Annotated in this window: 21 protein-coding genes and 1 pseudogene; 10 read left to right on the forward strand and 12 right to left on the reverse strand. The window is 64.8% G+C overall.

Features of this window, described 5'->3' with window-relative positions:
• Nucleotides 1-74: 74 nt before the first annotated feature.
• On the reverse strand, nucleotides 75-344 hold the full coding sequence (locus NH448_RS02540) for a DUF2782 domain-containing protein (protein ID WP_045992628.1): 270 nt from the start codon (nucleotides 342-344) through the stop codon (nucleotides 75-77).
• 297 nt (nucleotides 345-641) lie between these two features.
• Between NH448_RS02540 and polA the strand changes: the two genes are divergently transcribed.
• Nucleotides 642-3,443 carry a DNA polymerase I gene (gene polA, locus NH448_RS02545; protein WP_045992629.1) on the forward strand — a complete coding sequence of 934 codons (2,802 nt, stop codon included), beginning with the start codon at nucleotides 642-644 and terminating at the stop codon, nucleotides 3,441-3,443.
• Between the two features lie 38 nt (nucleotides 3,444-3,481).
• Here the strand turns inward: polA and NH448_RS02550 are convergent, their stop codons facing one another.
• On the reverse strand, nucleotides 3,482-4,228 hold the full coding sequence (locus NH448_RS02550; RefSeq protein WP_253028377.1) for an NAD(P)H-dependent oxidoreductase: 747 nt from the start codon (nucleotides 4,226-4,228) through the stop codon (nucleotides 3,482-3,484).
• A gap of 89 nt (nucleotides 4,229-4,317) precedes the next feature.
• On the opposite strand from NH448_RS02550, the gene NH448_RS02555 reads away from it, so the two are divergent.
• Nucleotides 4,318-5,199 (forward strand): LysR family transcriptional regulator, encoded by an 882-nt coding sequence (locus NH448_RS02555; protein ID WP_124805001.1) that lies wholly within the window; start codon nucleotides 4,318-4,320, stop codon nucleotides 5,197-5,199.
• Between the two features lie 79 nt (nucleotides 5,200-5,278).
• On the forward strand, nucleotides 5,279-6,007 hold the full coding sequence (locus NH448_RS02560) for a haloacid dehalogenase type II (protein ID WP_253028378.1): 729 nt from the start codon (nucleotides 5,279-5,281) through the stop codon (nucleotides 6,005-6,007).
• Nucleotides 6,008-6,015: 8 nt separating this feature from the next.
• On the opposite strand, the gene NH448_RS02565 is transcribed toward NH448_RS02560, so the two are convergent.
• From NH448_RS02565 to NH448_RS02580, 4 genes are all read right to left on the reverse strand, one after another.
• Nucleotides 6,016-7,083, reverse strand: coding sequence for a sodium:calcium antiporter (locus NH448_RS02565; RefSeq protein WP_124804999.1), 1,068 nt, complete (start codon nucleotides 7,081-7,083; stop codon nucleotides 6,016-6,018).
• A gap of 73 nt (nucleotides 7,084-7,156) precedes the next feature.
• Nucleotides 7,157-7,870: a sulfite exporter TauE/SafE family protein gene (locus tag NH448_RS02570; RefSeq protein ID WP_197037042.1), complete on the reverse strand. Its 714-nt coding sequence runs from the start codon at nucleotides 7,868-7,870 to the stop codon at nucleotides 7,157-7,159.
• On the reverse strand, nucleotides 7,864-9,318 hold the full coding sequence (locus NH448_RS02575; protein WP_253028379.1) for an amidohydrolase family protein: 1,455 nt from the start codon (nucleotides 9,316-9,318) through the stop codon (nucleotides 7,864-7,866). The genes NH448_RS02570 and NH448_RS02575 overlap by 7 nt, the downstream gene beginning before the upstream one ends.
• Nucleotides 9,315-10,682, reverse strand: a complete 1,368-nt coding sequence (locus NH448_RS02580; protein WP_108131132.1) for a solute carrier family 23 protein — start codon at nucleotides 10,680-10,682, stop codon at nucleotides 9,315-9,317. Before NH448_RS02580 ends, NH448_RS02575 begins: the two co-directional genes overlap by 4 nt.
• A 202-nt stretch (nucleotides 10,683-10,884) precedes the next feature.
• On the opposite strand from NH448_RS02580, the gene NH448_RS02585 reads away from it, so the two are divergent.
• The gene (locus NH448_RS02585; protein WP_253028383.1) at nucleotides 10,885-11,793 is read left to right on the forward strand and encodes a LysR family transcriptional regulator; all 909 of its coding nucleotides are present in this window, start codon (nucleotides 10,885-10,887) and stop codon (nucleotides 11,791-11,793) included.
• A 265-nt stretch (nucleotides 11,794-12,058) separates the two neighbouring features.
• Nucleotides 12,059-12,568 (forward strand): hypothetical protein, encoded by a 510-nt coding sequence (locus NH448_RS02590; protein WP_253028380.1) that lies wholly within the window; start codon nucleotides 12,059-12,061, stop codon nucleotides 12,566-12,568.
• Between the two features lie 146 nt (nucleotides 12,569-12,714).
• Here the strand turns inward: NH448_RS02590 and NH448_RS02595 are convergent, their stop codons facing one another.
• Nucleotides 12,715-13,734: a Fe(3+) ABC transporter substrate-binding protein gene (locus tag NH448_RS02595; RefSeq protein WP_108131134.1), complete on the reverse strand. Its 1,020-nt coding sequence runs from the start codon at nucleotides 13,732-13,734 to the stop codon at nucleotides 12,715-12,717.
• Between the two features lie 382 nt (nucleotides 13,735-14,116).
• Here NH448_RS02595 and NH448_RS02600 point away from each other — a divergent pair, with 382 nt between their 5' ends.
• Nucleotides 14,117-15,262: an ABC transporter ATP-binding protein gene (locus NH448_RS02600; protein WP_045991380.1), complete on the forward strand. Its 1,146-nt coding sequence runs from the start codon at nucleotides 14,117-14,119 to the stop codon at nucleotides 15,260-15,262.
• A gap of 79 nt (nucleotides 15,263-15,341) precedes the next feature.
• Here NH448_RS02600 and NH448_RS02605 read toward each other — a convergent pair whose 3' ends face one another.
• Complete coding sequence (locus NH448_RS02605; protein WP_253028384.1) at nucleotides 15,342-16,997, reverse strand: iron ABC transporter permease; 1,656 nt, start codon at nucleotides 16,995-16,997, stop codon at nucleotides 15,342-15,344.
• Between the two features lie 217 nt (nucleotides 16,998-17,214).
• Here NH448_RS02605 and NH448_RS02610 point away from each other — a divergent pair, with 217 nt between their 5' ends.
• The 3 genes from NH448_RS02610 to NH448_RS02620 are packed head-to-tail and all read left to right on the forward strand — an operon-like array spanning nucleotide 17,215 to nucleotide 22,030.
• Entirely contained in the window at nucleotides 17,215-17,808 is a 594-nt protein-coding gene (locus NH448_RS02610; RefSeq protein WP_045991382.1) for a TetR/AcrR family transcriptional regulator, read from the forward strand.
• Nucleotides 17,809-17,824: 16 nt separating this feature from the next.
• Nucleotides 17,825-18,982 (forward strand): efflux RND transporter periplasmic adaptor subunit, encoded by a 1,158-nt coding sequence (locus NH448_RS02615; protein WP_108131137.1) that lies wholly within the window; start codon nucleotides 17,825-17,827, stop codon nucleotides 18,980-18,982.
• Nucleotides 18,983-18,985: 3 nt separating this feature from the next.
• Complete coding sequence (locus tag NH448_RS02620; RefSeq protein WP_253028381.1) at nucleotides 18,986-22,030, forward strand: efflux RND transporter permease subunit; 3,045 nt, start codon at nucleotides 18,986-18,988, stop codon at nucleotides 22,028-22,030.
• 83 nt (nucleotides 22,031-22,113) lie between these two features.
• On the opposite strand, the gene NH448_RS02625 is transcribed toward NH448_RS02620, so the two are convergent.
• The 4 genes from NH448_RS02625 to dctP all read right to left on the reverse strand — a co-directional run bounded on the left by NH448_RS02625 (nucleotide 22,114) and on the right by dctP (nucleotide 26,300).
• A complete protein-coding gene (locus tag NH448_RS02625; RefSeq protein WP_124804993.1) occupies nucleotides 22,114-23,073 on the reverse strand; it encodes an alpha/beta fold hydrolase in 960 nt (319 codons plus the stop codon).
• 196 nt (nucleotides 23,074-23,269) lie between these two features.
• On the reverse strand, nucleotides 23,270-24,598 hold the full coding sequence (locus tag NH448_RS02630; protein ID WP_045991386.1) for a TRAP transporter large permease subunit: 1,329 nt from the start codon (nucleotides 24,596-24,598) through the stop codon (nucleotides 23,270-23,272).
• Nucleotides 24,595-25,107, reverse strand: a complete 513-nt coding sequence (locus tag NH448_RS02635) for a TRAP transporter small permease subunit (protein WP_045991387.1) — start codon at nucleotides 25,105-25,107, stop codon at nucleotides 24,595-24,597. The genes NH448_RS02630 and NH448_RS02635 overlap by 4 nt, the downstream gene beginning before the upstream one ends.
• An 86-nt stretch (nucleotides 25,108-25,193) precedes the next feature.
• Nucleotides 25,194-26,300, reverse strand: a complete 1,107-nt coding sequence (gene dctP / locus NH448_RS02640; RefSeq protein WP_045991388.1) for a TRAP transporter substrate-binding protein DctP — start codon at nucleotides 26,298-26,300, stop codon at nucleotides 25,194-25,196.
• A 374-nt stretch (nucleotides 26,301-26,674) separates the two neighbouring features.
• Between dctP and NH448_RS02645 the strand changes: the two are divergent.
• Nucleotides 26,675-26,955, forward strand: a pseudogene (locus tag NH448_RS02645) (hypothetical protein); the annotation flags it as partial.

A 26,955-nucleotide genomic window follows, 5' to 3' on the forward strand; every position in this document is an offset into this window, starting at 1 on the left:
GCGCCGCTTGCCAGACGGGCATCAACAGCTAGGGGACGCAGCGGCGGGCGCGCCGCCCAGGCAACGGCCTTGGGTCAGCGAACCCAGCCGGGGATCTCGACGTTGTCGCCGCCCTGGCGCTCGAAGTTGCCGTCGCCGTTGCGGTCGACCAGGAAGTAGGCGCTGCCATCCTTGGGCTCGACCTTGATGGCGTACAGCTTGCCGTTGACGCGGTACTCGCGCAGCGTCTGGTTGGCTTCCTGGCGGACGCTGATGTCGGGTTGCGCCTGGGCGAGCACCGGCGCGGCGGCGGCCAGCAGGGCCAGCGACAGCAGGAGGGCGCTCGCAATGCGGGTGATCGTCATGGTGGGTCTCCAGGATGGGAGAATGAGCGGTTGGCAAAGCAAAGGGAACACTGTTCGATCAGACCATGATACGTCGGCACAGGTTCCCCTCGCAAAGTAAAGGAACAAGGCCGATGCCCCAGGTCGACGCCTGATGGCCGGCACAGGGGGCGGGCGTGGGGCGGGCCAGGGGCTGACGCAGGGACAGGGCGATGGCCGTGACCGCGTCGAGGGTCGCAAAAGCGTCCGGCAAAAGACGAAAGGGATGCGTATCATGGGTGGCATCGTAGTCATTTATCCTTACAGGGACGCCGATCCATGGCCTCAAGCCCCATCGTTCTCGTCGACGGTTCCTCCTATCTGTACCGTGCCTTCCACGCTCTGCCGCCGCTGACCACCTCCGAGGGTCAGCCCACCGGCGCCATCAAGGGCGTGATCAACATGCTCAAGCGGCTGATCAAGGACTACCCGGACAGTCCCATGGCGGTGATCTTCGACGCCCCGGGCAAGACCTTCCGCGACGAGCTCTACGACCAGTACAAGGCCCAGCGGCCACCGATGCCCGACGACCTGCGCGCCCAGGTGAAGCCACTGCACGAGTGCGTGCGTGCGCTCGGCCTGCCACTGTTGTGCATCGAGGGGGTCGAGGCCGACGACGTCATCGGCACCCTGGCGAAGATGGCCACCGACGCCGGTCGCGACGCGGTGATTTCCACCGGTGACAAGGACATGGCCCAGCTGGTCAATGGCCATATCACCCTGGTCAACACCATGAAGGGCGAGACCCTCGACGTGGACGGGGTCAACGACAAGTTCGGCCTGCCGCCGGAGCTGATCATCGACTACCTGGCGCTGATGGGTGACAAGGTCGACAACATCCCCGGAGTCCCCGGAGTGGGCGAGAAGACCGCCATCGGCCTGCTGCAGGGCATGGAAGGCGGGCTCGACGTCATCTACGGCGATCTCGACAAGGTCAAGACGCTGTCGTTTCGTGGCGCCAAGACGCTGCCGAAGAAGCTCGAGGAGCACCGCGACAAGGCCTACCTGTCCTACGAACTGGCGACCATCAAGACCGACTGCGAGCTGGAGCTCGGCCTCGATGATCTGGCCATCGCCGCGCCGGATCGCGAGGCGCTGAAGACGCTGTATCAACGCCTGGAGTTCAAGAACTGGCTGTCGGAGCTGCTGGCCGGCCAGGACGAAGGCGTCGATGACGTCGCCGGTGGTTCCGCCACCCCCGAGGGGGACAACGGAGGCGAAGGCGATAACAAGAACAAGGCCCAGGCGACGCCCTCCAGCGAGCGTCAGGATACGGTGATCCTCGAACAGGCCGAGCTGGACGCCTGGCTTGAGCGACTGGCCGCTGCCGAGGCTTTCTGCTTCGATCTGGAAACTACCAGCCTCAACTACATGGAGGCCGACATCGTCGGTGTCGGCCTGTGCCTGACGCCCGGTGAGGCGGCCTACATTCCGCTGGGCCACGACTATCTCGACGCCCCGGCCCAGCTCGATCGCAAGGCGGTGCTCGAGGCGCTGGCGCCGGTGCTGGCCGACGAGGCGATCGCCAAGATCGGCCAGAATCTCAAGTACGATATCTCGGTGCTGGCGCGCTACGACATCCCGGTCAAGGGGCCTCTGGTAGACACCATGCTCGAGTCCTATGTGCTCGACTCCACCGCCACCCGCCACGACATGGACTCGCTGGCGCTCAAGTACCTGGGCGAGGGCACCGTCAAGTTCGAGGATATCGCCGGCAAGGGCGCCAAGCAGCTGACCTTCAACCAGATCGCCCTGGAACAGGCGGCGCCCTACGCCTGCGAGGACGTCGACATCACCCTGCGGCTGCACCAGACGCTGCGCCCGCGAGTGGACGACACCGGCCGTCTGGCCGAGGTCCTCGACGAGCTCGAACGCCCGCTGGTGCGCGTGCTGTCGCGCATGGAGCGTAACGGTGTGGCGCTGGACGCGGAGCTTCTGCATACCCAGAGCCGGGAGCTGGGCGAGCGTATTCGCGAGCTCGAGGCCCGCGCCTATGAGCTTGCCGGGCGCGAATTCAACCTGGGCTCGCCCAAGCAGCTTGGCCAGATCCTGTTCGAGGAGCAGGGCATCCCGGTGATCAAGAAGACCCCCAAGGGCGCGCCCTCCACCGCCGAGGCGGTGCTCGAGGAGCTGGCGCTGGACTACCCGCTGCCCAAGGTGATCATCGAGCATCGCGGCCTGTCCAAGCTGCGCTCGACCTACACCGACAAGCTGCCGAAGCTGGTCAACAAGGCCACCGGCCGGGTCCACACCAGCTACCACCAGGCGGTGACCGCCACCGGGCGGCTGTCGTCTTCCGACCCCAACCTGCAGAATATTCCGATTCGTACCGACGAGGGACGGCGCATCCGCCAGGCCTTCGTGGCACGCCCGGGCTATCGCATCGTGGCGGCGGACTACTCCCAGATCGAGCTGCGCATCATGGCCCACCTGTCCGGCGACAAGGGCCTGTTGTCAGCCTTCGCCGAGGACAAGGACATCCACGCCGCCACCGCCGCCGAGGTGTTCGGGGTGGCCCTGGACAAGGTCAACGGCGAGCAGCGGCGCAGCGCCAAGGCGATCAACTTCGGCCTGATCTACGGCATGAGCGCCTGGGGCCTGGGCCGCCAGCTGCATATCGAGCAGAGCCAGGCCAAGACCTATATCGACCGCTACTTCGATCGTTATCCCGGAGTCGCCCGCTATATGGAGCGCATCCGCGCCCAGGCCGCCGAAGACGGCTACGTCGAGACCGTGTTCGGACGCCGGCTCTACCTGCCGGAGATCCACTCCCAGAACCGTGCCCGGCGCCAGGGCGCCGAGCGTACCGCCATCAACGCACCGATGCAGGGCACCGCGGCGGACATCATCAAGCGCGCGATGATCGATATGGACGCCTGGCTCGCAGACCAGGCCGGCAGCGACGGCTTCGACGCCTGGATGGTGATGCAGGTCCATGACGAACTGGTATTCGAGGTCAGAGAGGACCAGGCCGAGACCTTCATGGAAGAGGTCAAGACGCGCATGCAGAACGCCGCCAGCCTCGACGTGCCGCTGATCGTCGAGGCCGAGTGCGGTGACAACTGGGACGAAGCGCACTAAGGCGTTGCCGCGGATGCTGGAGTGCCGAGTCGGAGCTTCTATCGCCATCGCAGAGGATGACGCAGCCCCAGCCGACCTTGCTCGTCCCAGTCATCCCACCCTGAGAAGGGGATCGTCGACTCCCCTTCCAGGCCCTTGAGCCTGGCCCGCCAGTCGGCCTTGGTGCTTTCGAGGTGCCGGCAGAATGCGGTCTCCTCCTGATAGGCGAGGCCGCCGCCCTGGATGCCGAAGGCGAGCTGTGGTGGCAGCACTTCGAGGCCCAGGTAATACAGGGAACAGTGGAAGGGGTACATCAGCCGAACAATGTCTCCCGCTCTGCCGGCGGGCTCGAAGGCTTCCGCCGGCGATCCTGTCGTCACCGCGCAGATAGCGCGTTTGCCCTTGAGTCGCCCGTGATCATAGCGGCGACTTCCAGAGTACATCCCTCCGTACACCATCACGCGATCGAACCAGCCCTTGAGCATGGCCGGTGGTCCATGCCACCACAGTGGAAACTGAAAAATCACCAGCTCTGCCTGTTCCAGCCGTTGGATTTCTCTTGCGACATCCTCGGGAAGCTGTCCTTCTTCGAAGGCATGGCGTTGTTCCGTCAGTGCACTAAACACCTGCGAATCCTGGCGATTGCGATAGTGGCGAGGGTGTTCAATGGCATCGAAGCCTTCAGCGTACAGGTCGCTGATGACCACCTTATGGCCCTGGGAGGTCAGAGTGTCGGCGGTGATGGCGGTCAAGGCGCCGTTCAAGGAGTGGGGTTCAGGGTGACAGTGAACGATCAGGACATTCATGGTCGACTCCGTTGCGGTGGGTGTGGTTCAGGCTATGCCTTACACTTGTGCAACGAAATTCCCTATTCTTGTCAGTAGGCTTTGCAAAAATGAACAGTTGGGACGACTTGAGGACGGTGCTCGAGATTTCGCGCTCGGGCTCTCTCTCAGGGGCGGCACGCCAGCTTGGCGTCAGCCACGCCACCGTGTTTCGGCGCCTGCGAAACATCGAGCGGCGCCTTGGCGTGCTGTTGTTCGAGCGCTCACCCGGCGGTTACCAGCCCACCTTGGCGGGGGAAGAGATGGCGCAGGCGGCAGCGCGCGTGCACCAGGAGGTAGAAGGGGTGACGCGCCGCATCCAGGGGAGGGATCAACGGCTGGAGGGCGTCATTCGCGTCACCCTGACAGACTCCTTGCTGCAGGGGCTGCTGATGCCGGTATTCGAGGCGTTCCAGCAATGCCATCCCGCCATCGTGCTTGATGTCTCGGTCTCCAATGCCCTCTATGATCTGGCTGCTCGCGACGCCGAGGTGGCGATTCGGCCCTCCAACCAGCCACCCGAGACGTTGGTCGGTCGGCGAGTCGGTTCGATCCGCCAGGCGATCTACGTGGCTCGCGATGGCGACATCTCCGAGCCGGGCGATATTACCGCCTGGATTGATCAGGGACAGCGCCCCGACGATGCGGCGCTGGCGGCTTGGATGGAAGACAAGGTCGAGCAAGCGATGGTCCGCTTCCGTTGCGATAGCCTGCTGGGGCGGCAGCAGGCCGCCAGGCGTGGCTTGGGGGCGGTGGTGCTTCCTCGTTATCTGGGCGATGCTGATGTCGGCTTGAAACAGGTGGGAGATGAGTTGGAGGCGTTGGCGGTCGACCTGTGGCTGTTGGCCCACCAGGACATGCGTCAGGTCGTGCGTATACGCCTGTTTATCGACTTTCTTGCCGAGTCGCTCAGGGCGAGGTTGGCGCCCGGGGCGGCAGACCCAAAGCGCTAGGCCAAGCCTTGGTACCCGACGTAGGGTACCGCTACGACTTCGGATAAGACCCACCGGCCGCGAAACAAGGAGAGCGACGATGACGACAACACCTGTACGCCCGCAGATACTCGCCTTCGATATCTTCGGCACCGTGGTCGACTGGCACGGGAGCATCGCCCGGGAGGTCGAGGCGCTGGGTTTGCTCACGTCGCCAGGCGCAGCGGCATCGATGACGCCCGCGGACTTCGCCAGAGCCTGGCGCGCGGGCTATCGGCCGGCCATGGACAGGGTGATGTCCGGCGAGCTTGGCTGGACGCGTATCGACGACTTGCATCGGATGATTCTCGATGAGCTGCTCGATCGCCACCGGCTGGCACTGGACGAGGCGGGCAGGGCCCATCTCAACCGCGCCTGGCATCGTCTGGCGCCCTGGCCCGACAGCGTCGAGGGGCTGTCACGGCTCAAGCGCGGCTATACCCTGTGCACCCTGTCCAATGGCAACCTGGGGCTGCTCGCCAATATGGCCAAGCACGCCGGCCTGCCCTGGGACCTGATCCTGTCCGCCGAGGTCTTTCGCGCCTACAAGCCCCATCCCGACACCTACCTGGGAGTGGCCGAGGTCTTCGAGGTGGCCCCCGAGGAGGTGATGCTGGTGGCCGCCCACCAGGACGACCTCGACGCCGCCCGCCGCTGCGGCCTCAAGACCGCCTACATCGAGCGTCCCCATGAGTTCGGCGAAGACGCACCCAAGGCGGTGGATGGCTCACCCGACAACGATATTCATGCGAGTTCGTTGATTGACCTGGCGGATCGTCTGGGCGCCTAGTGTCATCGCTATCCAGTCGTGGCGTGGGCGCTGACAGCGCCCGATGGCGGCAGGTGCGGCACCAGGTCGATGGTGCCGAAGGACTCGAGCGAGACCCACACCACGAAGGCCGCGTAGACCACCAGCAGACAGATCGACTCGCGCCGCGACAGGATCATGTGGGTGCGCATCATCAGAAACAGCAGCACCGTGGCGAAGGTCAGCGCGGCCATCATCGGCGCCGCCAGCGAGAAGTCGATCACCGCGGTACCGGCGATCAGCACGCCTGCCGGGATGCACACCAGCAGGTCGAAGGTGTTGCTGCCGAGCACATTGGCGATGCTGGTGACGCCGCGTCCCTGGCGTGCGGCGCGGATGGAGACGAAGGCATCGGGAATCGAGGTGCCGGCCGCGACCACGGTGATGCCCCACAGGAAACTCGGGGTGCCGAAGATCTCGCCGAAGTTGATCGCCGCGCGCACCAGCCCCTCGACGCCGACCACGATGACCACCAGCGACAGCGCCAGTCGTCCCCACTCTCGTCCCGGGCGGATGTCGCTGACGTCCTCGTCGGATTCATGATCCAGAGTGTCCTGGTACTGCACAAATAGGTAGAGCCCGTACAGGGCTACCGGCATCAAGGCCAGCCAGCGGGTCATCTCGCCCTGGATGCTGCCGCCCTGGGGCGAGGTCTCCACCGGGTGGTAGATGGCGGCGAAGGCGAAGGTCAGGGTCAGCACCGCCACCGCGATCATGTAGAACTGGGCTTCCTTGTAGACCAGGTCGCGATTGGCCTGAAGCGGTGACTTCGAGGCCAGCCCGCTGAGCCCGGGAATCACCAGAATATTGAACAGCGCCGAGCCGACGATGGCCGCCACACCGAGCTCGAACTCGCCGTGGACCAGGGTCGAGATGACGGTGGTGGACAGCTCCGGGAAGCTCGAGCCCACCGCCACCACGATGGCGCCCTGAACGATTTCCGGCAGCCGGTAGTAGGCCGACAGGCGCTGGCTCGAGCGTTCGAGCAGACCGCTGCCCTTCCAGATGATGGCGGTGGCGATGATGGCGACCAGCGTCCAGAGCAAGATGGCGGACATTCCCTATCCTTGAGCGAGAAGTGGCCCTGTCAGCTTAGCCTTCCTGATCGCTCGCGCAAAAGACAGACGCTGGCTATCGCGGCACCATCAGGAACAGCCCGGAGAGTAGCGCAAACAACAGGACCCCCTGACGCAGGCGTTTCGCATCCAGACGCTGGTGCATGATTCGGCTCAAGACGGTACCGATCAGCAGGGGGGGAAGAAGAGCGAGCGCCCACCACAGCTGTGTCTGTTGCACGGCACCTGCCATGGCGAGAATCAACAGTGACAGCACTTCGCCGACCACGAAGCAGCAGGCAATGGTGGAACGCAGCTCGGGACCCGGTCGATGCTGGTAGAGCAGGGCCAGGGGAGGGCCACCGACCCCGGTGGCGGTTTCGGTGACACCGGTGATGGCACCCACCGTGAGGCAGGCGCCGGTGCCCGGTCGAAACACCGGAGCAAAGAGGGCGACCAGCACCGCGAGCACGGTGGACGCTCCGATCAACTGGTTGAGCCCCTGAGTGCTCAGCACCATCAACACGGCGAGCCCGGCCAGGGTGCCTGGCAATCGTCCAGCGCTGATCCAGGCGCTGCCGCGCCAATCGATGGCCTCGCGCTCGCGCAGCGCCACCAGCAGATTCAGCGGAAGCATCAGGACCAGCAGTGCCACCGGCAGCAGAGTCGGTGCCAGAATTCCCAGCACCGGGGCCACAATCAGCGCGAAACCGATACCGATGGCTCCCTGGACGAAGGACGCCAGCAGGGTGGCCACGGCGGCGATCGCATAGGTAGTGGTCGTCAGCATCGGGGCTCCCCATTGCCTCGCTGCCTTGAGGGCGTCGCTTCACCAGCTTTTCCATGGCGCTCGCGATGCACCTCGGAGGTCGGATGGACCCGCTGGATCGGTGCCTTGTTGATGGCGGCGGGAGCCACCTCGCGGACTTCAGCAAGCAGTGCCCGTGCGTCCCAGTCCACTGGCCAGCCTTGCCAGAGTCTCAGTTGGCCAGCGGTGAACACGGCTTCGATCTGATCCCGATTGCCGTAGCGCACAAGTTCCCAGGGCCGGTCCCAGGAAGGCGTCATCTCAGGCACCTCGAGATCCACCAGCAGGAAGTCGGCGGCTTTATCCACAGTGATGTCGCCGGTGATGCTGCCAAGCCCGCAGCACTCGGCGCTGCCCAGGGTAGCGTGTTCCAGCCAGCGCCAGCCACCGCCGCAGGAGCTGTCGCCGGTAGCCAGACCGAAGGCCATTCGCTGGCTGGTCTCGGCTGCATCCATCAGGCGAAAGCCGTCACTGCGGGTCCCGTCTGTACCGAGCCCGAAACGGATGCCAAGCGCCGCCATCTGCAGGGCGGGCGCCACCGCGTTGCCTTTCCAGCTGCTGGCGACCGGATTGAAGGCCACCGCGGTATCGGTATCTCGCAGCAGATTGAGTTCGTCTGGCGTGACCAGGGTGGCGTGGGCGATCAGGGTCTGTGGGCCGAGTGCGCCCACCGCATGCAGATGCTCCAGCGGCCGCTGTGAGCGCGTTACCAGAGAACGTTCGACCGCCTGGAGGTGCTCGTTGACGTGGCTCTGGAAGATCGCTTCCTTGTCGCGGCATAGCGTGGCGACGTCATTGAGCATATCGTCGCTGGCCGCTTCGGGAATGGAAATTGCCAGGGATGGATGGATCAACGCGTGGTCGCGGTAGTCCGCCAGGTGGGCCACGGCACGGTCGAGGATGGCGTTGCGTTGCTGGGGCGAACCGCTACCGCCCCGATCATTGCAGATCATGCCGAGCACGCAGCGAAGCCCGCTCTCTTCGGCCGCCTTGGCGAGTGCGCCGATTTCCCCCGCACTGCGGGTGCCCGCGTCCACCGCAGTCGTAAAGCCTCCGCGCAAGGCCTCGAGTGCCGCCAGTTTGGACGACAAGTGAAGCAGTCGCTCGTCCAGGCTGGACTCCAGCGGCACCCAGATGCGTCGAAAGATTTCGGAGGGCTCCCCGAACACCAGCGACTTGCCCAGTGACTGGGTCAGGTGATGGTGGCTGTCGACGAACCCCGGCATCATCAGGTGTCCCGGCAGGTCGATCGGGGGCAACGTCGGATGACGGGCGATCAGGGCTTCCTTGGGTCCGATATCGATGAAGCGCCCGGCGCTCGTCACGACTCCCATGTCACGCTGAATGCTTCCATTCGCGAGCAGTTCGCCAGGGCACAGCAGCAGCTCGCTGGCCGAGAGTCGCTGGCGCAGTTGCTGATCGAGCGTCATGAATCTGTCTCCGGAGCTTCGGTGTGGGTGGGCTGAGTCTCTCGGGCGCTGTTGCCGCTGCCCAGGTGGTAGAAGGCCAGGTTGACGATCACCGCGGTGAGAGTGCCCATGGCCAGTCCATTACCCAGGATGATCTGCAGGTGGGTCGGGAAGGCTGAGTAGAAGCCCGGTACAACGATCGGCAGCAGACCCATGGCCAGCGCCGAGGCCAGCGTGAAGAGGTTGCCGTGCTCATTGAAGTCGACGCGGCGCAGGATATTGATGCCCATGACCCCGATAATGGCGAAGACGATGACGGCGGTGCCGGCCACCACCGGTGTCGGCAGGGTGGCGGCCAGTCGGCCCAGAGGTGCCAGCATGGCCAGCAGGATCAGCAGACAGCCGGCGGCGATGGTGACATAGCGCGAGCGCACGCCAGTGGCCCGGATGATGCCGATATTCTCGCCGCTGGTGATGATCAGCGAGGTGCCGAGGCAGCCGCCGAACAGCGAGCCCAGGGCGTCGGCGCGAATGTTCCTGGGAACCAGGGCCTTGGCATCGCCTCGCTTGCCGACGATTTCGGCGGTGGCCATGGTCTGGCCGGTGGCCTCGGTCATCGACACCACGCTGAAGATGATCAGCGGCAGCGACGCCAGCAGGTCGAACTTGGGCATGCCGAAAGGAAAGAGCTGGGGCAGGGCGATCAAGGGGCCATCGAGGATGCCCGCCACGCTGAGGTGACCGAAGGCTGCCGCGATCAGCGCACCCATGACCAGCCCGATCATCACCGAGATGCGACGCAGGGCGCCGGTAAACACTCTGGCACTCACGACGATGCAGGCGATGGTGGCCAGCGCCAGCAGAATGGTCGAAGGGGCAGCGAAGTCGGGGCTGTCAGGGCGCCCGGCGATGAGGCCACCGAAGATCTTGACCAGGTTGATGGCCACCAGCAGCAGCATGGTGCCGATCACGATGGGCGGAAAGAAGCGGAGAACTCGGGTGAAGAAGGGCAGTGCCAGAAAGTAGAACAAGGCGGTCAGAATCACCGCACCGGTGGCGGTCTGGATATCGGTGGCCTGGGCGATCGCCAGAAAAATGACGATGGGGGCACCGCCAGGTACCTGCACGAACGGGAGTCTCGCACCGAAGCCCAGTACCCCGATGGATTGCAGCAGGGTGCCGAGGCCACAGGCGAGGAAGGTGGCGCTCATCAGCGGTACCGTGACGTCAGGCCCGAAGCCCAGCGCCTGGCCGACCAGGAAGACCGCCGTGATCGGTGCGGCTGCCATCACCAATACGTGCTGCAAGCCGTAGAGGATGGCAGCCTTCAGTGGCAGCCGTTCATCCACCGGATCGACGGAATCGGTGTGAAGAGGAGAAGACATGGGTGGCCTCATTGTTGTTGTCGTTCAAGAGTGTGCGTCCAGGTGTTTGTCGAATCGCGTTTCTTCAGCAGGTTTCAGAGGAAAGCTAGCGCTGAGTCAGTGTGCGCGTCTATCATCGTTTTTCGTGAGATGTGTTGCCGAAATGGCAACGATTAGTGAGCCAGCCATGGTCTGACGAATCAGGAGACTCCGCGTGCCCTTGATGACCACCGCGCTACGCTATTTCGATGAGGTTGCCCGACAAGGGTCGATCCGCAGGGCCGCAGACCACCTCCATGTGGCGGCCTCGGCGGTCAATCGCCAGATCCTCAAGCTGGAGGACGAGCTTGGCGTACCGCTGTTTGAGCGGCTTCCCCGCGGCCTGCGCCTGTCCTCGGCGGGCGAGCTGCTGGTCTATCAGGTGCGACAGTGGCAGCGGGACGAACGTCAGCTGCTGGGGGGGCTGGACGATATCCGTGGCACCGGTACCAGTGAGGTGCGGGTCGCGTCGGTGGAGTCAGTGACCGACCGCCTGCTGCCGGTGACCATTCGGCGCTTCATGGAGCGCTATCCTCGTGTGCGTTTCGACCTGTCCACCGATCTTACCGACCCCATCATCGACGCTATCCTGTCGGGAGAGGCTGACATCGGACTTTGCATCAATCCGCCGTCCAATCCCCGCCTGCGTACCCTGCGCCGGCTCGAATTGCGTTTCGGGGCGGTCATGGCGCCGTGGCACGCTCTGGCCAGGGCGAGCGAGCTGCGCCTCAAGGATTTCGAGAACGTCCCGGTGATCTTGCCGGACCAGGCAATGTTTCGTGGCTCTACTCTGGAACGCGCGCTGTCCACTCAGGACGTGCGGCTCTCCGCCGTTGCCGCGTGTGGCCGCATCCTGAGCATGAAGTCGCTCGCCAGAGAGGGCGTGGGGGTGGCGTTTCTCAATCCGCTGGATGTGACACGTGAACTGGCCGAGGGGGAGCTTGTCTTTGTGCCTTTGCGGGATCGCGGTATCGCTGCGGCACAGTTGGAAATGTGTGTGGCCAAGGATCGTCCGCTGCCTCTGGCCATCGCCGTATTCGCCGAAATGCTGGATGAGGCGCTGAAGGAACTGGATGTCGCCACCACCGTCTAGGGCTTGTCTGAAAAGTGCCTGCGCTCGGTAATACGGCGTTAAAAATCGGATCAAAATGCTCATTTACACCCCGTAAACTGCGCTTTCTCACCGATTTTTGCCTTGTCTAACCTTCGCTCGTCGACTTTTCGGACAGCGCCTAGTCACTCGCGTCACGCGAAGTAGGTCTTCAGACTGCCGAGATGGCACTGCGGGTGCTATGGTGTCGGTCATGGATTGCTTATCTGGTCGTGGTTGCCACGGCCTCACTGCCGGAGACAAGGATATGACACGGGGAAAGATGGGATGGGCCGCTGTGGCCATGCTGACACTGGGTGGCTGTGCGTCGACCTCACAACCGCAGACGGCGGCCGAGATGTTCGACTGCGACGCCCTCAATCAGGCCGTGGCCAGTGCCGACAATGATTTCACCGACATCAAGGGACGCTTCGACGACACTCGGCTGACCCGCAGCTGGGAAACCGATGTCCAGGCCTTCCACGACTCCTGTCTGATCACCTCGGCGCAGCGCCCGGATCACTACTCCTGTTTCGGACGGATGGACAGTGACGACCCACGTGGTGCCCTGGTGGCCGGTGGTGAGGCCCTTGGCCAGTGCCTGGGCAGTGACTGGACCTCCACCCGCGAGACGTCCGATCGTCTGGTCTTCTCCAGGGCCGGCAGCGACACCACCGTGACGCTGGAAACCTTCCTCAACGACCGCGGCCGCCGTATGGGCAGCCTGGATGTGTGGCAGCACCCGGATGACCTGCGTCTGGAGTCCACCGACGGCTGACTGCCGCTGTTGGGCCCATGACGGGTCCATTGGCTGCACCAACGACAGGGCCCGTGCCGATCGGCACGGGCCCTGTCGTTGTGGCCTTGGCGTTTGTGCTGCTTGCGCAGGCCCTCGCCAGCGGCGAGGGCCTGGCGTGGACGGGCTTAACGCCAGCCGACGCGATCGAAGATCTTGACCGCTTCCGGGTTGTTCTCGCCCAGCACGCTGACGTTGACTTCGTCCTTCTTGAACTCGCCCCAGGAGCCGAGTACCTCGTCCACGGCGACGCCCTCGACCACCGGGAATTCGTGGTTGCCCACGGCGAACAGTTCCTGAGCTTCGTCGGAGGCCAGGAACTCGAGGAAGGCGACGGCGTTGTCGTGGTTAGGTGCACCCTTGACCAGGCCGGCACCACCGACGTTGACGTGGGCACCACGGTCATCCTGGTTGGGGAACAGGATCTGCACGCTTTCGGCGGCCTCGCGCTCGTCGGCGTCGTCGGAGGTCAGCAGACGCACGTAGTAGTAGTGGTTGGCCACCGCCACGTCGCACTCGCCGCTGGCTACGCCCTTGATCTGGTCGCGGTCGCCACCCTCGGGGTCGCGAGCCATGTTGTCGACCACGCCCTGGGCCCACTCTTCGGCACCTTCCTCACCGTGGTGCTCGACCATCGAGGCCAGCAGTGACTGGTTGTAGATGTTGTTGGAGGAACGGATGCAGATCTTGCCCTTGAGGCTGGGGTCCGCCAGCTTCTCGTAGCTGTCGACCTGCTCGGGCTCGATGGTCTCGGGGTTGTAGAAGATCGCCCGCACGCGCTGGCTGAAGCCGAACCAGTCGCCTTCGGGGTGGCGCATGCTCTCGGGCAGGCGCTCGTTGAGCACCTCGGAGTCCACCGGCGCGAAGATGCCTTCCTCCTCGGCGCGCCACAGGCGGCCGGCGTCCACGGTCATCATGATGTCGGCGGGGCTGGCCTCGCCCTCGCGCTTGATGCGCTGGATGAGCTGGTCGGAATCGCCCTGCAGCACGTTGACCTCGATGCCGGTCTGTTCGGTGAAGGCGTCGTACATGGCCTGGTCGGAGTCGTAGTGACGTGCCGAGTACACATTGACGCTGCCGTCGGCGTAGGCGAGACCGGAAGCGCCGGCCAGGGCGATGGCGATGGCAAGACGAGAGACGTTGGACATCGGAGACCTCGAGTGGCGGATGGAATGATAATACGTGTCATTCGGTGTCCGTATTGAACGACCTCCCGGGCACGGCGTCAATCACTGTGCCTCCTTGGGCTGATGCAGGGTGCTTCTCTCGGCATAGTGGAGGGGGCACGATCGATGTACTGACGGGGGCTGCGTCGGGGGCGGATACCTCCGACCATCGGGCGCTCCAGCCTCGCGCTGCGCCCCCTGGCACCCGCTGCTTCGGGAGCCGGCAGAACTGCGAGGCTGACCTGTTGGAGCGGGAGATATCGCACAGGCAAAGGAGAAGGCGTGTCGAAAGGATTCGCGTTACCATGGCCAATCCATCGGCTTTCGCCGTCGTCCATCCGACCTTCGACACGCGATCCCCTCCATGACCTCACACCTTGCCAGCTCCGCCACCGTTTCCGAGCAGACCTTCGAGGAAGGCGTTGTCGCCGATCCTCTGCTGGCTGTGCGCAATATCCAGCATCGATACGACAGCAAGCTTGCCGTCAGCGACGCCTCCTTCGACATCGCGCCGGGCGAGGTGGTGTGCCTGCTCGGGCCGTCGGGCTGTGGCAAGACGACGCTGCTTCGCATCGTCGCCGGACTCGAGGCGTTGCAGCAGGGGGAGCTCAAGTTCGACGGCCAGACCCTGGCCGCACCGGGGCGCCCCCACGTGCCGCCGGAGAAGCGCAGCGTGGGGCTGGCCTTCCAGGAATCGGCACTGTTTCCCCACTTGAGCGTGCTCGACAACGTGACCTTCGGGCTCAAGGGGATGCCGGCGCGGGCGCGCCGTGAACGAGCCCTGGAACTGCTCGCTCAGCTGGGTATGGACGGCTACTCCGAGGCCTTCCCGCACACCCTGTCCGGTGGCCAGCAGCAGCGGGTGGCCCTGGCCAGGGCCCTGGCGCCCTCGCCGCAATTGATGCTGCTGGACGAGCCTTTCTCGAGCCTCGACGCGCGTCTCAGGGACCGTATCCGCGATGACACCCTGCACGTGCTCAAGCAGGTGGGCGCCGGCACCCTACTGGTGACCCATGACCCCGAAGAGGCGATGTTCATGGCCGATCGCATCGTGCTGATGCGCGATGGTCGGGTGGTGCAGGTAGGCACGCCGGAAGAGCTCTACTGCGCGCCGGCCGACCCCTTCGTGGTGACCTTCTTCGGGGACGTCAATCGCCTGGAAGGCGTCGCCCAGCGTGGCTATGTGCATACCGCGGTGGGACCCGTCGCCACCGACCTGCCTGACGGCGCCCGCGCCCAGGTGCTGATGCGCCCGGAGGCGCTCAGGGTGGTGGAGATCGAGAGCGACGGCCAGCACGCCCACCACAGCCACGTGCTGATGGCACGACTGCTGGGGCGTTGCAGTCTGCTGCACCTCTGCGTGCACGGTATCGATGGCCAGGAGGCCCACATGCACGCCCGGGTACCCGGGGTCTTTCTGCCGAGGGAAGGCCAGGCCGTGCAGGTCAGTCTCGACCCGGCCCAGGTATTCGTGTTCCCCGCCGAGGCGTCCGGCGCCGAAGCCGTCTAGACCCCCTGGCCCCGGCGCACCAGGGGGGGGGCACTATTCGTATCGGGTCGTATCCAGTCGTATCCAGAAGGGGCCTGCGTCAGTCGCTGGCCTGGCCCGGGCGCGAGCGGCGCATCGCCAGGCTCAGCAGCACCACCGGAATGATCCCCACGGCAACGATGGCCAGGGACGCTGTCGAGGCCTCGGCCAGGCGTTCGTCAGCGGCCAGGTTGTGGGCTCGTACCGCCAGGGTGTCGAAGTTGAACGGGCGCAGGATGATGGTGGCCGGCAGCTCCTTCATCACGTCGACGAAGACCAGGATCCCGGCGGCCAGCAGGCTGCCGCGCATGATCGGCGTATGCACCTTGCGCAGGGTGCCGGTGGCGGTCTCGCCGAGGGTGCGGGCGGCCGCGTCCATCGACGGGGTGACCTTGCCCAGGCTCGCTTCCACGGCGTTGAACGACACCGCGAGAAAACGCACCACATAGGCATAGATCAGGATAAAGGCGGTACCGCTGAGGATCAGGCCGATCACCTCCCCGGTGGCGGCCTTGTACAGCTGGTTGAGCTGGACGTCGACCCAGGCGAAGGGGATCAGGATGCCTACCGCCACCACCGACCCCGGAATCGCGTAGCCCAGCGAGGCCACCCGAGTGGCCGTGCGGGTCAGCGGGCCCTGTTCGAGTCGGGCGCCATAGCTCAGCACCACCGCCAGCCCCACCGCGATCAGGGCGGCGACGGCTGCCAGCAGCAGGCTGTTGCCGGCGTACTCGAAAAAGGCGCTGCCCAGCACGCTGTCTCCGGCCTTCAGCGCCATGTACCCCAGCAGCAGGCAGGGCAACAGGAAGCCCACCGTCACCGGCAGCGCGCAGGCCAGGGTGGCCGCCCAGGCGCGTGCACCGCTTAGACGGTACTCCGGTAGTTGCTGGTAGCGGTGAGAGGTGTGGTGGAAGCGGCGCTTGCCCCGGGACCAGCGCTCCAGCAGCACGAACAGGATCACGAAGGCCAGCAGGCACGCCGCCAACTGGGCGGCGGCGACCTGTTCGCCAAGTCCGAACCAGGTGCGATAGATGCCGGTGGTGAAGGTATCCACGCCGAAGTACTGCACCGCGCCGAACTCGTTGAGGGTTTCCATCAAGGCCAGCGACACGCCCCCCACCAGCGCCGGTCGCGCCAGCGGTACTGCCACCTGGGTAAACATTTGCCAGGGGCCGCGGCCCAGGGTGCGTCCCACGTCGAGCATGCACACCGACTGCTCGAGGAAGGCCGCCCTGGCCAGCATGTACACGTAGGGGTAGAGCACCAGGGTGATCAGGGTGGCGGCACCCGGTAACGAGCGGATGTCGGGAAACCAGTAGTCCCCGCGGGACCAGCCGAAGGCTTCGCGCAGGGCCTCCTGCACCGGCCCTGCGTACTGCAGGAAGTCGGTGTAGGCGTAGGCGATGACGTAGGTGGGTACCGCCAACGGCAGCAGCATGGCCCATTCGAACAGGCGCTTGCCGGGAAAACGGCACATCACTACCAGCCAGGCGCAGCCGGTACCGATGGCCAGGGTGCCAAGGCCGACGCTGAGTACCAGGAACAGGGTGTTGAGCAGATAACGCGTCAGCACAGTGTCGGCCAGGTGACGCCAGATATCGCTGGCGGGCACCAGAATATGGGCCAGGATCACCAGCACCGGCAGTGCCACCACCGCGGCGACAGCCAGCGTCAACCAGCCCCAGCGCGAAAGCCGCCGGGAACGAACCTTGGCCACGGAATGAGTACTGCTGGACACGGACGGACTCCTGCTGCGGGCACCGCTGACGGACGGGAGGCCAGATCATACCAGTCCGTGCCGGCGGCTGCAGTTGGCCATCAAGGGGAGGCATGGAGGCGCGCACCAAACGGAAGTGAGACCTTGGCTCGGCGGGCTTTGAAAGTGAATAACTATTCATTTATTTTAAGAGGCATCTCAAAAGAGGGTAAATGTCATGCGCCCACGCGACGACACCAAGCGGGTGGCACTGCTCGAGGCGACCCTGGTCGAGGTCACCGAGCACGGCTTCGGCGTGGCCTCGGTGGCCCGTATCGCGCGTCGCGCCAGGGTGTCGCCCGCCACCCTCTATATCCACTTTGCCGACAAGGACGCCCTGCTGGAGGCGACCTTTGTGCACGTCTGTGACCAGCTGATCGATACCGCCCTGGAGGCCTTCGATGCGGCACTTGAGCTGCGCCAGGCGCTGCGCGAGATGTGGCATGCGCTGTTTCATCTGGCCCTCGACCAGCCGCGCCTGTTTCGCTTCCACGACGCCTTCAGCCATTCGGTATGGATGAATGATCGGGTCCGCGAGCGCAACGATCTGCGCCTGGCGCCCTTGCTCGATGCCATCGCCCAGGGGCATCGGGATGGCGTGCTCAAGCCGGTTGGGCTTGCGCTGCTGGAAAGCTTCATGTTCCGCCCGATCTACCACCTGGTGCAGAGCCAGGGGAGCCACCCGTTCGAGCCCACCCACACCAATATCGACCAGGCCTTTGCGATGGCCTGGGACGCCATTGCCGTTCGCCACGACAACCCGCGTCCCTGACGCCTCAGGAGCCCCCATGACCTTCTCTACGTTTCCTCCGACGTCGCGCCTTGAGCGCCTGCTGGCCAGGTTCAGTCTGCTTGCCGTCGTGGCGCTTGTCGCCGGCTGTGAATCCGACCAGCCGCCCTTGTCCCAGCAGCAGGTACACCCGGTGAAGCTGGTGTCACTGGACGCCGGGCGCCAGGGCATGTTGATGCGTTATCCCGGCCAGGTGCAGGCCTCGGAGCGTTCGGAGCTGTCGTTCCGGGTCGGTGGGGAACTGCGCGAGCTGGCCGTGCAGCCGGGGGATGAGGTGGAAGCGGGGGACCTTATCGCCCGCCTCGATGATCGTGACGCCAAGAGCCAGCTGGCCAACGCCCGTTCGAGCTACAACCTGGCCGAGGCGACCTACGAGCGCATGCGTATCTCGCTGGAGCGTGGTGCCATCAGTCGGTCCCGCTTCGACGAGGCGCGTGCCGAGTTTCTGTCGGCCCAGGCCCAGCTCAAGCAGGCCCAGGACCAGCTCAGCTACACCGAGCTCAGCGCGCCCTTCAGCGGCGTGATTGCGTCGGTCCCGGTGGACAACTATCAGGTGGTCGGTGCCCAGCAGACCATCGCCGAGCTGCAGCAGCCGGGATCCATCGACGTGACCTTCCAACTGCCTGAGCAGCAGGTCCGCCGGATCAATGACGAGCGCGCCCAGGCGGTGCAGGACGGCGAGGATGCGGTGGTCTGGGTGACCTTCGCCGAGAACCAGCAGCAGCGCTACCCGGCCCGCTACAAGGAGCACGACAGCAGCGTCAGCCAGGGGTCGCTGAGCTATGAGGTCACCCTGACCTTGCCTGAACCCGACGACATCACGGTGCTGTCGGGCATGAGCGCCACGGTGCTGCTGGACATGAGCGCCCTGACCGGTGATAGCCAGGATCCCTGGCGGGTGCCGGTGGCGGCGGTGGCCACGCGGGAATCGCAGCCTGACCAGGCGGTGGTGTGGCGCTTCGTGCCCGACGACGAGTCCCGCGCCGATGGCCCTGGACGTGTCGAGGCGGTGCCGGTCGTGCCGGGGCGCATCACCACCCAGGGGATGCTGATCGAGGGCGAGCTCGAGGCCGGCGACCGGCTGGTCGCCGCCGGTGCCGAACGCATGCAGGAAGGACGCAGGGTACGACCCTGGATCAAGGAAGAGGGGCTCTGATCGATGGTCGACTACTTTCTGCGCCAGAAGGTCATCAGCTGGATGATCACCCTGCTGCTGGCCGTTGGCGGGGTGGTGTCTTTCTTCGGGCTCGGGCAGCTGGAGTTTCCCGAGTTCACCATCCGCAACGCCATCATTTCGACCCAGTACCCCGGCGCCACGCCAGAACAGGTAGAAGAGGAGGTCACCCTGCGCCTGGAGAAGGCGATCCAGCAGATGCCCGACCTGAAGCGGGTCAGCTCGGTCAACGCCGACGGCCTGTCGCAGATCACCGTGGAGCTCGAGAACACGGTGCGCGAGCACGAACTTGCCCAGTACTGGGACCTGCTGCGGCGCAAGATCAGCGACGTCCAGGCCGAGCTGCCCCCCGGCGCCGGGACCTCCATCGTCAACGATGACTTCGGTGACGTCTTCGGCCTGCTGTTGACCCTGACCGGCGAGGACTACAGCCAGCAGGACCTGGAAGACCACGCCGACCTGCTGCAGCGGGAGCTGCGCCTGGTCGACGGGGTCAAGAAGGTCGCCATCGCCGGCACCGTGCAGGACCAGGTGGTGGTGTCGCTGGACCGTGACCGGATGCGCGCGCTGGGGATCTCGCCACAGCAGTTGAGTGACCTGCTCAACGCCCAGAACGTGGTGGGCGACGCGGGCCATATCAAGCTCGATGGCCTGTCGCTGTCGGTGCAGCCCACCGGCGAGTTCGACAGCGTCGAGTCGCTCGAGCGGCTGGTGGTGGGCCGTCCCGGTGACGGCCTGATCCGCCTTGGCGATATCGCCGAGGTCACTCGCCAGAACACCGATACGCCCCAGTTGCTCTACCACGCAGGGGGGCAGTCCGCGCTGTCCATCGGCATCTCGTTTGGTTCCGGCGTCAACGTGGTGGAGGTCGGCGAACGGGTCGAGAAGCGGCTTTCTGAGCTCGAACAGCGCATGCCGCTGGGCATGGAACTGGCCACCGTCTACCACCAGCCCGAGGTGGTGGAGGACGCGGTCAACGGCTTTCTGATCAACCTGGCCGAGGCGGTCGGCATCGTCATACTGGTGCTGTTGCTGTTCATGGGGGTGCGTAGCGGGCTGCTGATGGGCCTGATCCTGCTGCTGACCATCCTCGGCACCTTCATCATGATGTCGATTCACGGCATCCAGCTGCAGAAGATCTCGCTGGGCGCCTTGATCATTGCCCTCGGCATGCTGGTGGACAACGCCATCGTGGTCACCGAGGGCATGATGATCGGCCTTGCCCGGGGCAAGACCAAGCGCCAGGCGGCGCTGGAGGTGGTCGGTCAGAATCGCCTGCCGCTGCTGGGTGCCACGGTCATCGCGATCACCGCCTTTGCTCCCATCGGGCTGTCGCCGGACGCTACCGGCGAGTTCGTCGGGTCACTGTTCTGGGTATTGTGCTATTCGCTGTTCCTGAGCTGGATCACCGCCCTGACCCTGACCCCCTTCTTCTTCGATCTGTTCTTCAAGGAACGCATCGAAGCGGGCGAGGAGGGGGATAGCGATCCCTATCGTGGCCTGCTGTTCCGGGTGTTTCGCCGCCTGCTGGTGGTGGGGATTCGGTTCCGCTACCTGACATTGGTGCTGGCGGTGGCGCTGCTGGCCGGTGCCTTGTCGCTGTCGGGGCAGGTCAAGAACGCCTTCTTTCCCGACGCCACCACACCGCTGTTCTTTGCCGATGTGTGGTTGCCGGAGGGCACCGACGTGCTGGAGACCGAGCGCACCATCGCGCGCCTCGAGACGCAGGTGCTGGAGATGCAGGACGTGACCCGGGTGACCAGCGTGATCGGTGGCGGCGCACAGCGCTTCACCCTGACCTATGCCCCCGAGGACCGCTATGCGAGTTTTGGTCAGCTGATCATCGAGACCGAGGACCGCGCGTCCCGGGAAGCCCGCATGAAAGAGGTGATCGAGACCCTGCGCGAGGACTTCCCCCGGGTCCAGTACAAGGTCCAGGCGTTGCAGGTCGGCCCCTCGGCCAAGGCCAGCATCGAGGCGCGCATCTACGGTGACGATCCCGAGACCCTGCACCGCCTGGGCGCCGAGGTGCGTGGCATCTTCCAGGACGAGCCGATGACCGACAGCATCCGGCTGTCCTGGAGCAATCGCGAGAGCGTCATCGTGCCCGAGTTCCTCGAGCAACAGGCACGTCGCGTCGGAGTCACCCGGGACGCCTTGCACCAGGCGCTCAGGCTCAACAATGACGGCGAGCAGGTCGGCGTCTACCGCGAAGGCAGCGAGCTGATTCCGATCGTGATGCGCTCCCGGGAGGACCAGCGCCACGACATCGACAACCTCAGCGCGGTCAACGTCTGGAGTGAAGAGCAGGGACGTTATCTCAGCGCCGGCAACGTGCTCGGCGAGCTGCACACCGAGCTGCGTGATCCGCTGATCAAGCGTCGTGACCGGCGTCGCATGCTGGCGGTGTACGCCGAGCCGATGCCGCTGTCCGGTGAGACCGCTGCCAGCGTGCTGGCGCGGCTGCGTCCCCAGGTCGAGGCCATCGAGCTGCCGCCGGGCTATGCCATCGAATGGGGCGGTGAGTACGAAACCGCCAGCGACGCCCAGAAGGCGCTGCTGTCATCGCTGCCCATGGGCCTGCTCGGCATGTTCATCATCACCGTGCTGCTGTTTGGCCGGCTGCGCCAGGCGCTGGCGATCTGGTCGATCGTGCCGCTGATGCTGATCGGTATCATCGGTGGCCTGGCGTTGCTCGGGGCGCCCTTCACCTTCATGGCGCTGCTCGGCACCTTGAGCCTGATCGGCATGGTGCTGAAGAACGCCATCGTGCTGATGGAAGAGATCAACGTGCAGCGTGGCCAGCAGGACAATGCCCACGACGCCGTGATCCAGGCCGCGGTCAGTCGTGTGCGGCCGGTGACCATGGCCGCCGTGACCACCATGCTGGGGATGCTGCCGCTGTTCACCGATGCCTTCTTCGCCTCCATGGCGGTGGTCATCGTGTTCGGTCTGGGCGTCGCCACCCTGTTGACCCTGGTGATCCTGCCGGTGGCGTATTGCACCCTGATGCGAATTCGCGCCGACTGATCCTGCCGCCGCTGTCTAGCCACCCGCACCCTGGTGCGAGTGCGCGCCGGCTGACGCTGGCGCGACATTCTCGCCGCCGCTTGCTAGCCGCCGGCTCCCTGAACGCTGGCCCCATGGGGGCCAGCCTCGTCGGCGATGGGGGACCAGGGGGCGGCTGACACGCCATCTGGCTGCGTCGACGGGGCCCGCTCCACCAGCCAGGAAGAAACCAGCGGCCACAGGGTGTCACGGTGGCGGCGGCGAAATCCTTCCAGGTGCCCCAGCACACCACTGCCCATTACCCTGGGAGACAGTTGCAGGCGCTTGATCGAAGCCCCGGTGAAGTAGCCTGCCAGCAGGTCGATGCTGTCGCTGCTGGCGTAGGGGTCGTCGTCGAGCCCCACCACCAGCAGAGGTAACGCCACGCGGGCGAATCGCACTTCGGCGTTGAGTTCCGGGTCGTCGAAGAAGTAGCGCGGCAGGCTGGTCCAGCGGCTGCACTGGCGGGCCACGCCCTCCGGCACGTCCTCGCTGATACCGAGCCGTCGGCAGGGCACATAGCCATTGAGGCGGGACAGCAAGGGAAATATCAGCTTGAGCAGCATCCAGGCGCGCAGCCGCAGCCAGGGAGATGAGATGAAGCGCAGACAGCTGGCATTGCAGGCGATCAGCACCGCGCCGCTCAAGTGTCGACTGGCGTCGCCCAGGCCGATGGCATGGCCACCGAAGCTGTGACCGATGGCAAGCAGCGGCAAGTCCGGCCAGTGCTGGCGAGCCCACTGGGTCACGCTGTCGGCGTCTAGCTCGGCCCAGTCCTGCATGCGCACCCCCAGTTTCTCGAGATGCTCCGGTCGCGACCGCCCGATGCCGCGATAGTCGTAGCTCAGCACGTGGAAGCCTTGCTCGGCCAGAAACAGTGCGAAGCCCTGATAGAGGCGTTGTGACACCGCCGAAGCGGAGTGAATGATCACCACCCCACGCAGCGGCTGTGTGGCCTCGAAGTGGCTGGCGCCGAGCGGATAGGCATCGGAGGCGGAGAGGGTGAAGCGGGTCACGTTGGCCATGATGCTGCCCTTGCACAGAGTGTCTAAGAACTCTTAATACGATGCAGGAACGGCGTCGAGGCTTTACCCAATCAGGAGCGCGAGGGGGTGAAAAGTCGAAGAATATGCCGGAAACGCACTGTCAAAATCGTCGTTCTAAACGAGTAGCCCCCGCGAAGCGGGGGCTGTGTGGTTGTGCTGGAGGTTACCCTGAGGGTCAGTAGCCCAGCAGCATCGAGGGCAGGCCTGTGACCAGGGCGGGGAAGTAGGACATCAGCACGCAGGCAATCAATATCAGCGCGCAGAACGGGATCACCGCCTTGTATAGGTCGAGGGTCTCGACCTCCGGTGGCGCCACGCCCTTCAGGTAGAACAGCGCATAGCCGAAGGGCGGGGTCAGGAAGGAGGTCTGCAATACCACCGCCACCATCACCACGAACCACAGCATGTCGACGCCCATGGTCTCGATGATCGGCAGCATGATCGGGAAGCTCAGCAGCACGATGCCGGTCCAGTCGAGGAACATGCCCAGCACGAATACCAGCAGGAACATCAGGATCAGTGCGCCGGTGGTGCCACCGGGCATCGCCAGCACCAGTTCGCTGATCACGTCCATGCCGCCGCCGATGGAGAACACCCCGGTGAAGGCGGTCGCCCCCACCAGCACGAACATCACCATGGTGGTGGTCTTGCCGGCCTCGATGAAGGTGTTGTAGCAGGTCGACAGCTTGCGATCACCGAAGATCAGGAACAGCAGGAAGGCCAGGGTCACGCCGATGGCCGAGGCCTCGGTGGCGGTGGCGATACCGGTGAACAGGGCGCCCAGCACCCCGAGGATCAGGCTCATCGGCGGCAGTACGTACTTGCACAAGCGGATCACCAGCTCCCCGGTGCTGGTCTCGGCACGCTCCTCGGCGCCTACAGGAGGGCCGAAGTCGGGCTTGATCAGGCAGATCACCAGCACGTAGAGCGCGTACATCGAGCCCAGCAGCAGACCCGGCACCAGGGCTCCGGCGAACAGCGCGCCCACCGACACCGGCGAGTAGCTGGCCATCAGGATCAGCATGATGCTTGGCGGAATCAGGATGCCGAGACAGCCGCTGGCCATGATGACGCCGGCGGACAGGCCCTTGTTGTAGCCGTACTTGAGCATCGGTGCCAGGGCGATCAGGCCCATCACCGCGATGGAGGCGCCGACGATGCCGGTGGTGGCCGCCAGCAGCACCGAGACGATGACCACGGTCAGCGCCAGGCCGCCGCGCACGCGTCCGAGCAACAGGCGCATGCTCTCGAACATCTTCTCGGTGACGCCCGAGTCGTTGAGAAAGCGCGCCATCAGAATAAACAGCGGGATCGCCACCAGGACATAATTGTCCATGGCGCGCCCATAGATGTTGTTGATGATGATGCCGAGCACCTGGGGACCGGGGCCGAACCAGGCGCCGAGTACCGCGACACCGCCCAGCACGAAGGCCAGCGGATGGCCCATGAACAGCCCCAGCATCAGGCCTGCAAACATGAAGATGGTCAGAAGTTCAGCGCTCATTTGGCTTCCTCCACGCCCTGGCCTGTCAGCTCATTGATGGCGCGAATGACGATGGCGATGGCCTGCAGAAGGATCAGCACGCTGGCGATGACCAGCACGGCCTTTACTGGGTAGACCGGGATCGAGACGATGCCGTAGGTGGACTCGGCGCGGCTCCAGGAGCGCTCGAAGAAGCGCCAGCTATAGGTGATGAACATGATGATGAAGGGGGTGAAGAACAGCAGGTAGCCGAGCAGGTCGATCAGTGCGCGACCGCGCCGGGAAAGCAGCTGCTTGACGATGTCCACCTCCACATGGGCGTGGTGGCGCAGCCCGTAGGCGGCCATCAGCATGAAATGGGTACCGAACAGCATGGTGGTGACGTCGAAGGCCCAGTCGCTGGGGCGTCCGATAAAGAAGCGCATCGCGATGTCGTAGACCACCACGAGGGTGATGATCGCGATCAGCGGAGCGATCAAACGGCCGAACCACTCGTTCAAGCAGTCGATGGCCTTGGCAATGGCGTTCATGGTGGGGTTCTCGTCGAAGTCCAACGATGACCGGCGGCCTCGCGCTGAGAGCCGCCGGCCGGTAGTGACAGAAACGTGCCTGGTTGTTATTCGAGGCAGGCTTCGATCTCGTCAAGCGACGGCAGGTTGTCGGTGACGCGGCTCATGTTGTAGGGCACCGAGACGTCACGCCACTGGGCGTAGTCCTGCATGTAGCTGATCATCGACTGGTAGACCTTGCCGAGCATCGGGTCCTCGCAGGAACCCTGCACGATCACCTGGTTGGTGACCTCCTGGATCTGGGCCAGGTCTTCCTCGGACAGCTGGTTGATGGTGGTGCCGTCCTCGAGGAACTTGGCGGTACCCTCGGTGGACTGCTTCTCGGACCAGGCCAGCGACCAGGCCATGGTGGCCTCGGAGGCGATCTTCAGCTTCTCCTGGGTCTCCTCGGACAGAGCGTCCCAGGCGTCCTTGTTGATCATCACGCCGAACACGCTGGCAGACTGGTGCCAGCCCGGCGTCATCCAGTAGTCGGCAACCTCGGAGAAGCCGGCCTTGTAGTCGACACCGGGGGTCGAGAACTCGGCGCCGTCGACCACACCACGCTCGATGGCCTGGTAGATCTCGCCGCCGGCCAGGGTGACCTGGGAACCACCAAGCTGCTCGAGCACCCGGCCCTGGTCACGCCCGGACAGACGCAGACGCTTGCCTTCGATGTCGGCGAGAGACGCGATCGGAGTGCCGCCGCGGAAGCCGGACTCGTTGTTGGTGATACCGTAGGGCAGGTAGACCAGGTTGTACTGGCCGTAGATCTCCTGGTAGAGCTCGAAGCCGCCCCACTGGGTGATCCAGTTCAGGTAGTCCATGCCGTTGAACAGGCTGGGGGTGGCTGCCAGCGGCGAGAACGCCGGGCTGCGGCCGGCCCAGTAGCCCGGCCAGTCGCCGGCGGCCTGGATGCTGCCGGTCTCGGTGGCGTCGAAGACCTCGGTGCCGGGCATCAGGGTGCCGCCGGCGTAGAACTCGATCTGGATCTCGTCCCCGGCCAGCTGGTTGACCAGCTCGGCCCAGTGCTTGTCGATCTGGATCAGGTCGAGGTTTTCCGGCCAGGTGGTGGTCATGGTCCACTTTTCCTGGGCCATGGCGCCACTCGACAGGGCGGCCAGGGCGATGCCGGCAGCCATGCTGGTCAGGGTAAACTTGGTCATTTGCTTCATGCAGGTGCTCCCCGTGGGTTGTTGTGTTCTGTGCAAAGGAGGCGATCGCTGCCTCACCGAAATTGCGTCCGGCACCCTGGGCCATTGTCTTGGGTTCGGTGCCTGGGGGTAGTGGCGTTCCAGCGTGGGGTTGGCCCACGATGGCGCCTCGGCTTCATCAAGCTAGCACGGTCTTCAAGAGATGATCGATGCGACCCATGTCGATGAAACGGCACACTTTTTTGGCGGCTGCACAGTCGATGGCGTGAGAAAAAGTTTCGACAATTCAGCAAAATGAATAAGTTAGAGCGACATCTATGCTGCGCTGCCGTAGTCGGCTCGATCGTTTAATCGGCGCAGCCTTTAGACCAAAGTTGATTTATCAGGGAGCCTTAATGTCCCACTTTTTGACCCGACAGGACCTCGCGCGGCTCGCTGCCTTTCGACAGCAGCTGCGAGGGCGGCGCTTTCGCGGCTTGCTGTGGGTGAGCGAGGCTCCTGACCGGGCGCGGGGCGTTGCACACGAGTGCCTGGCCCAAGGCGGATGGTCGGCGCCGCTGTGGGTCGGGGAAACGTCGATCGACGAGGCTGCTGACAGGGCCGGCAACGGGGCCCATGACAGGGCCGCCAACCCCCCGCCGTCGCTTGAGCGCCTTCCCGCCGCCAAGGCGCGCAC

The organism is Halomonas sp. OfavH-34-E (genome assembly GCF_024124525.1).
Lineage (GTDB): Bacteria > Pseudomonadota > Gammaproteobacteria > Pseudomonadales > Halomonadaceae > Halomonas > Halomonas litopenaei.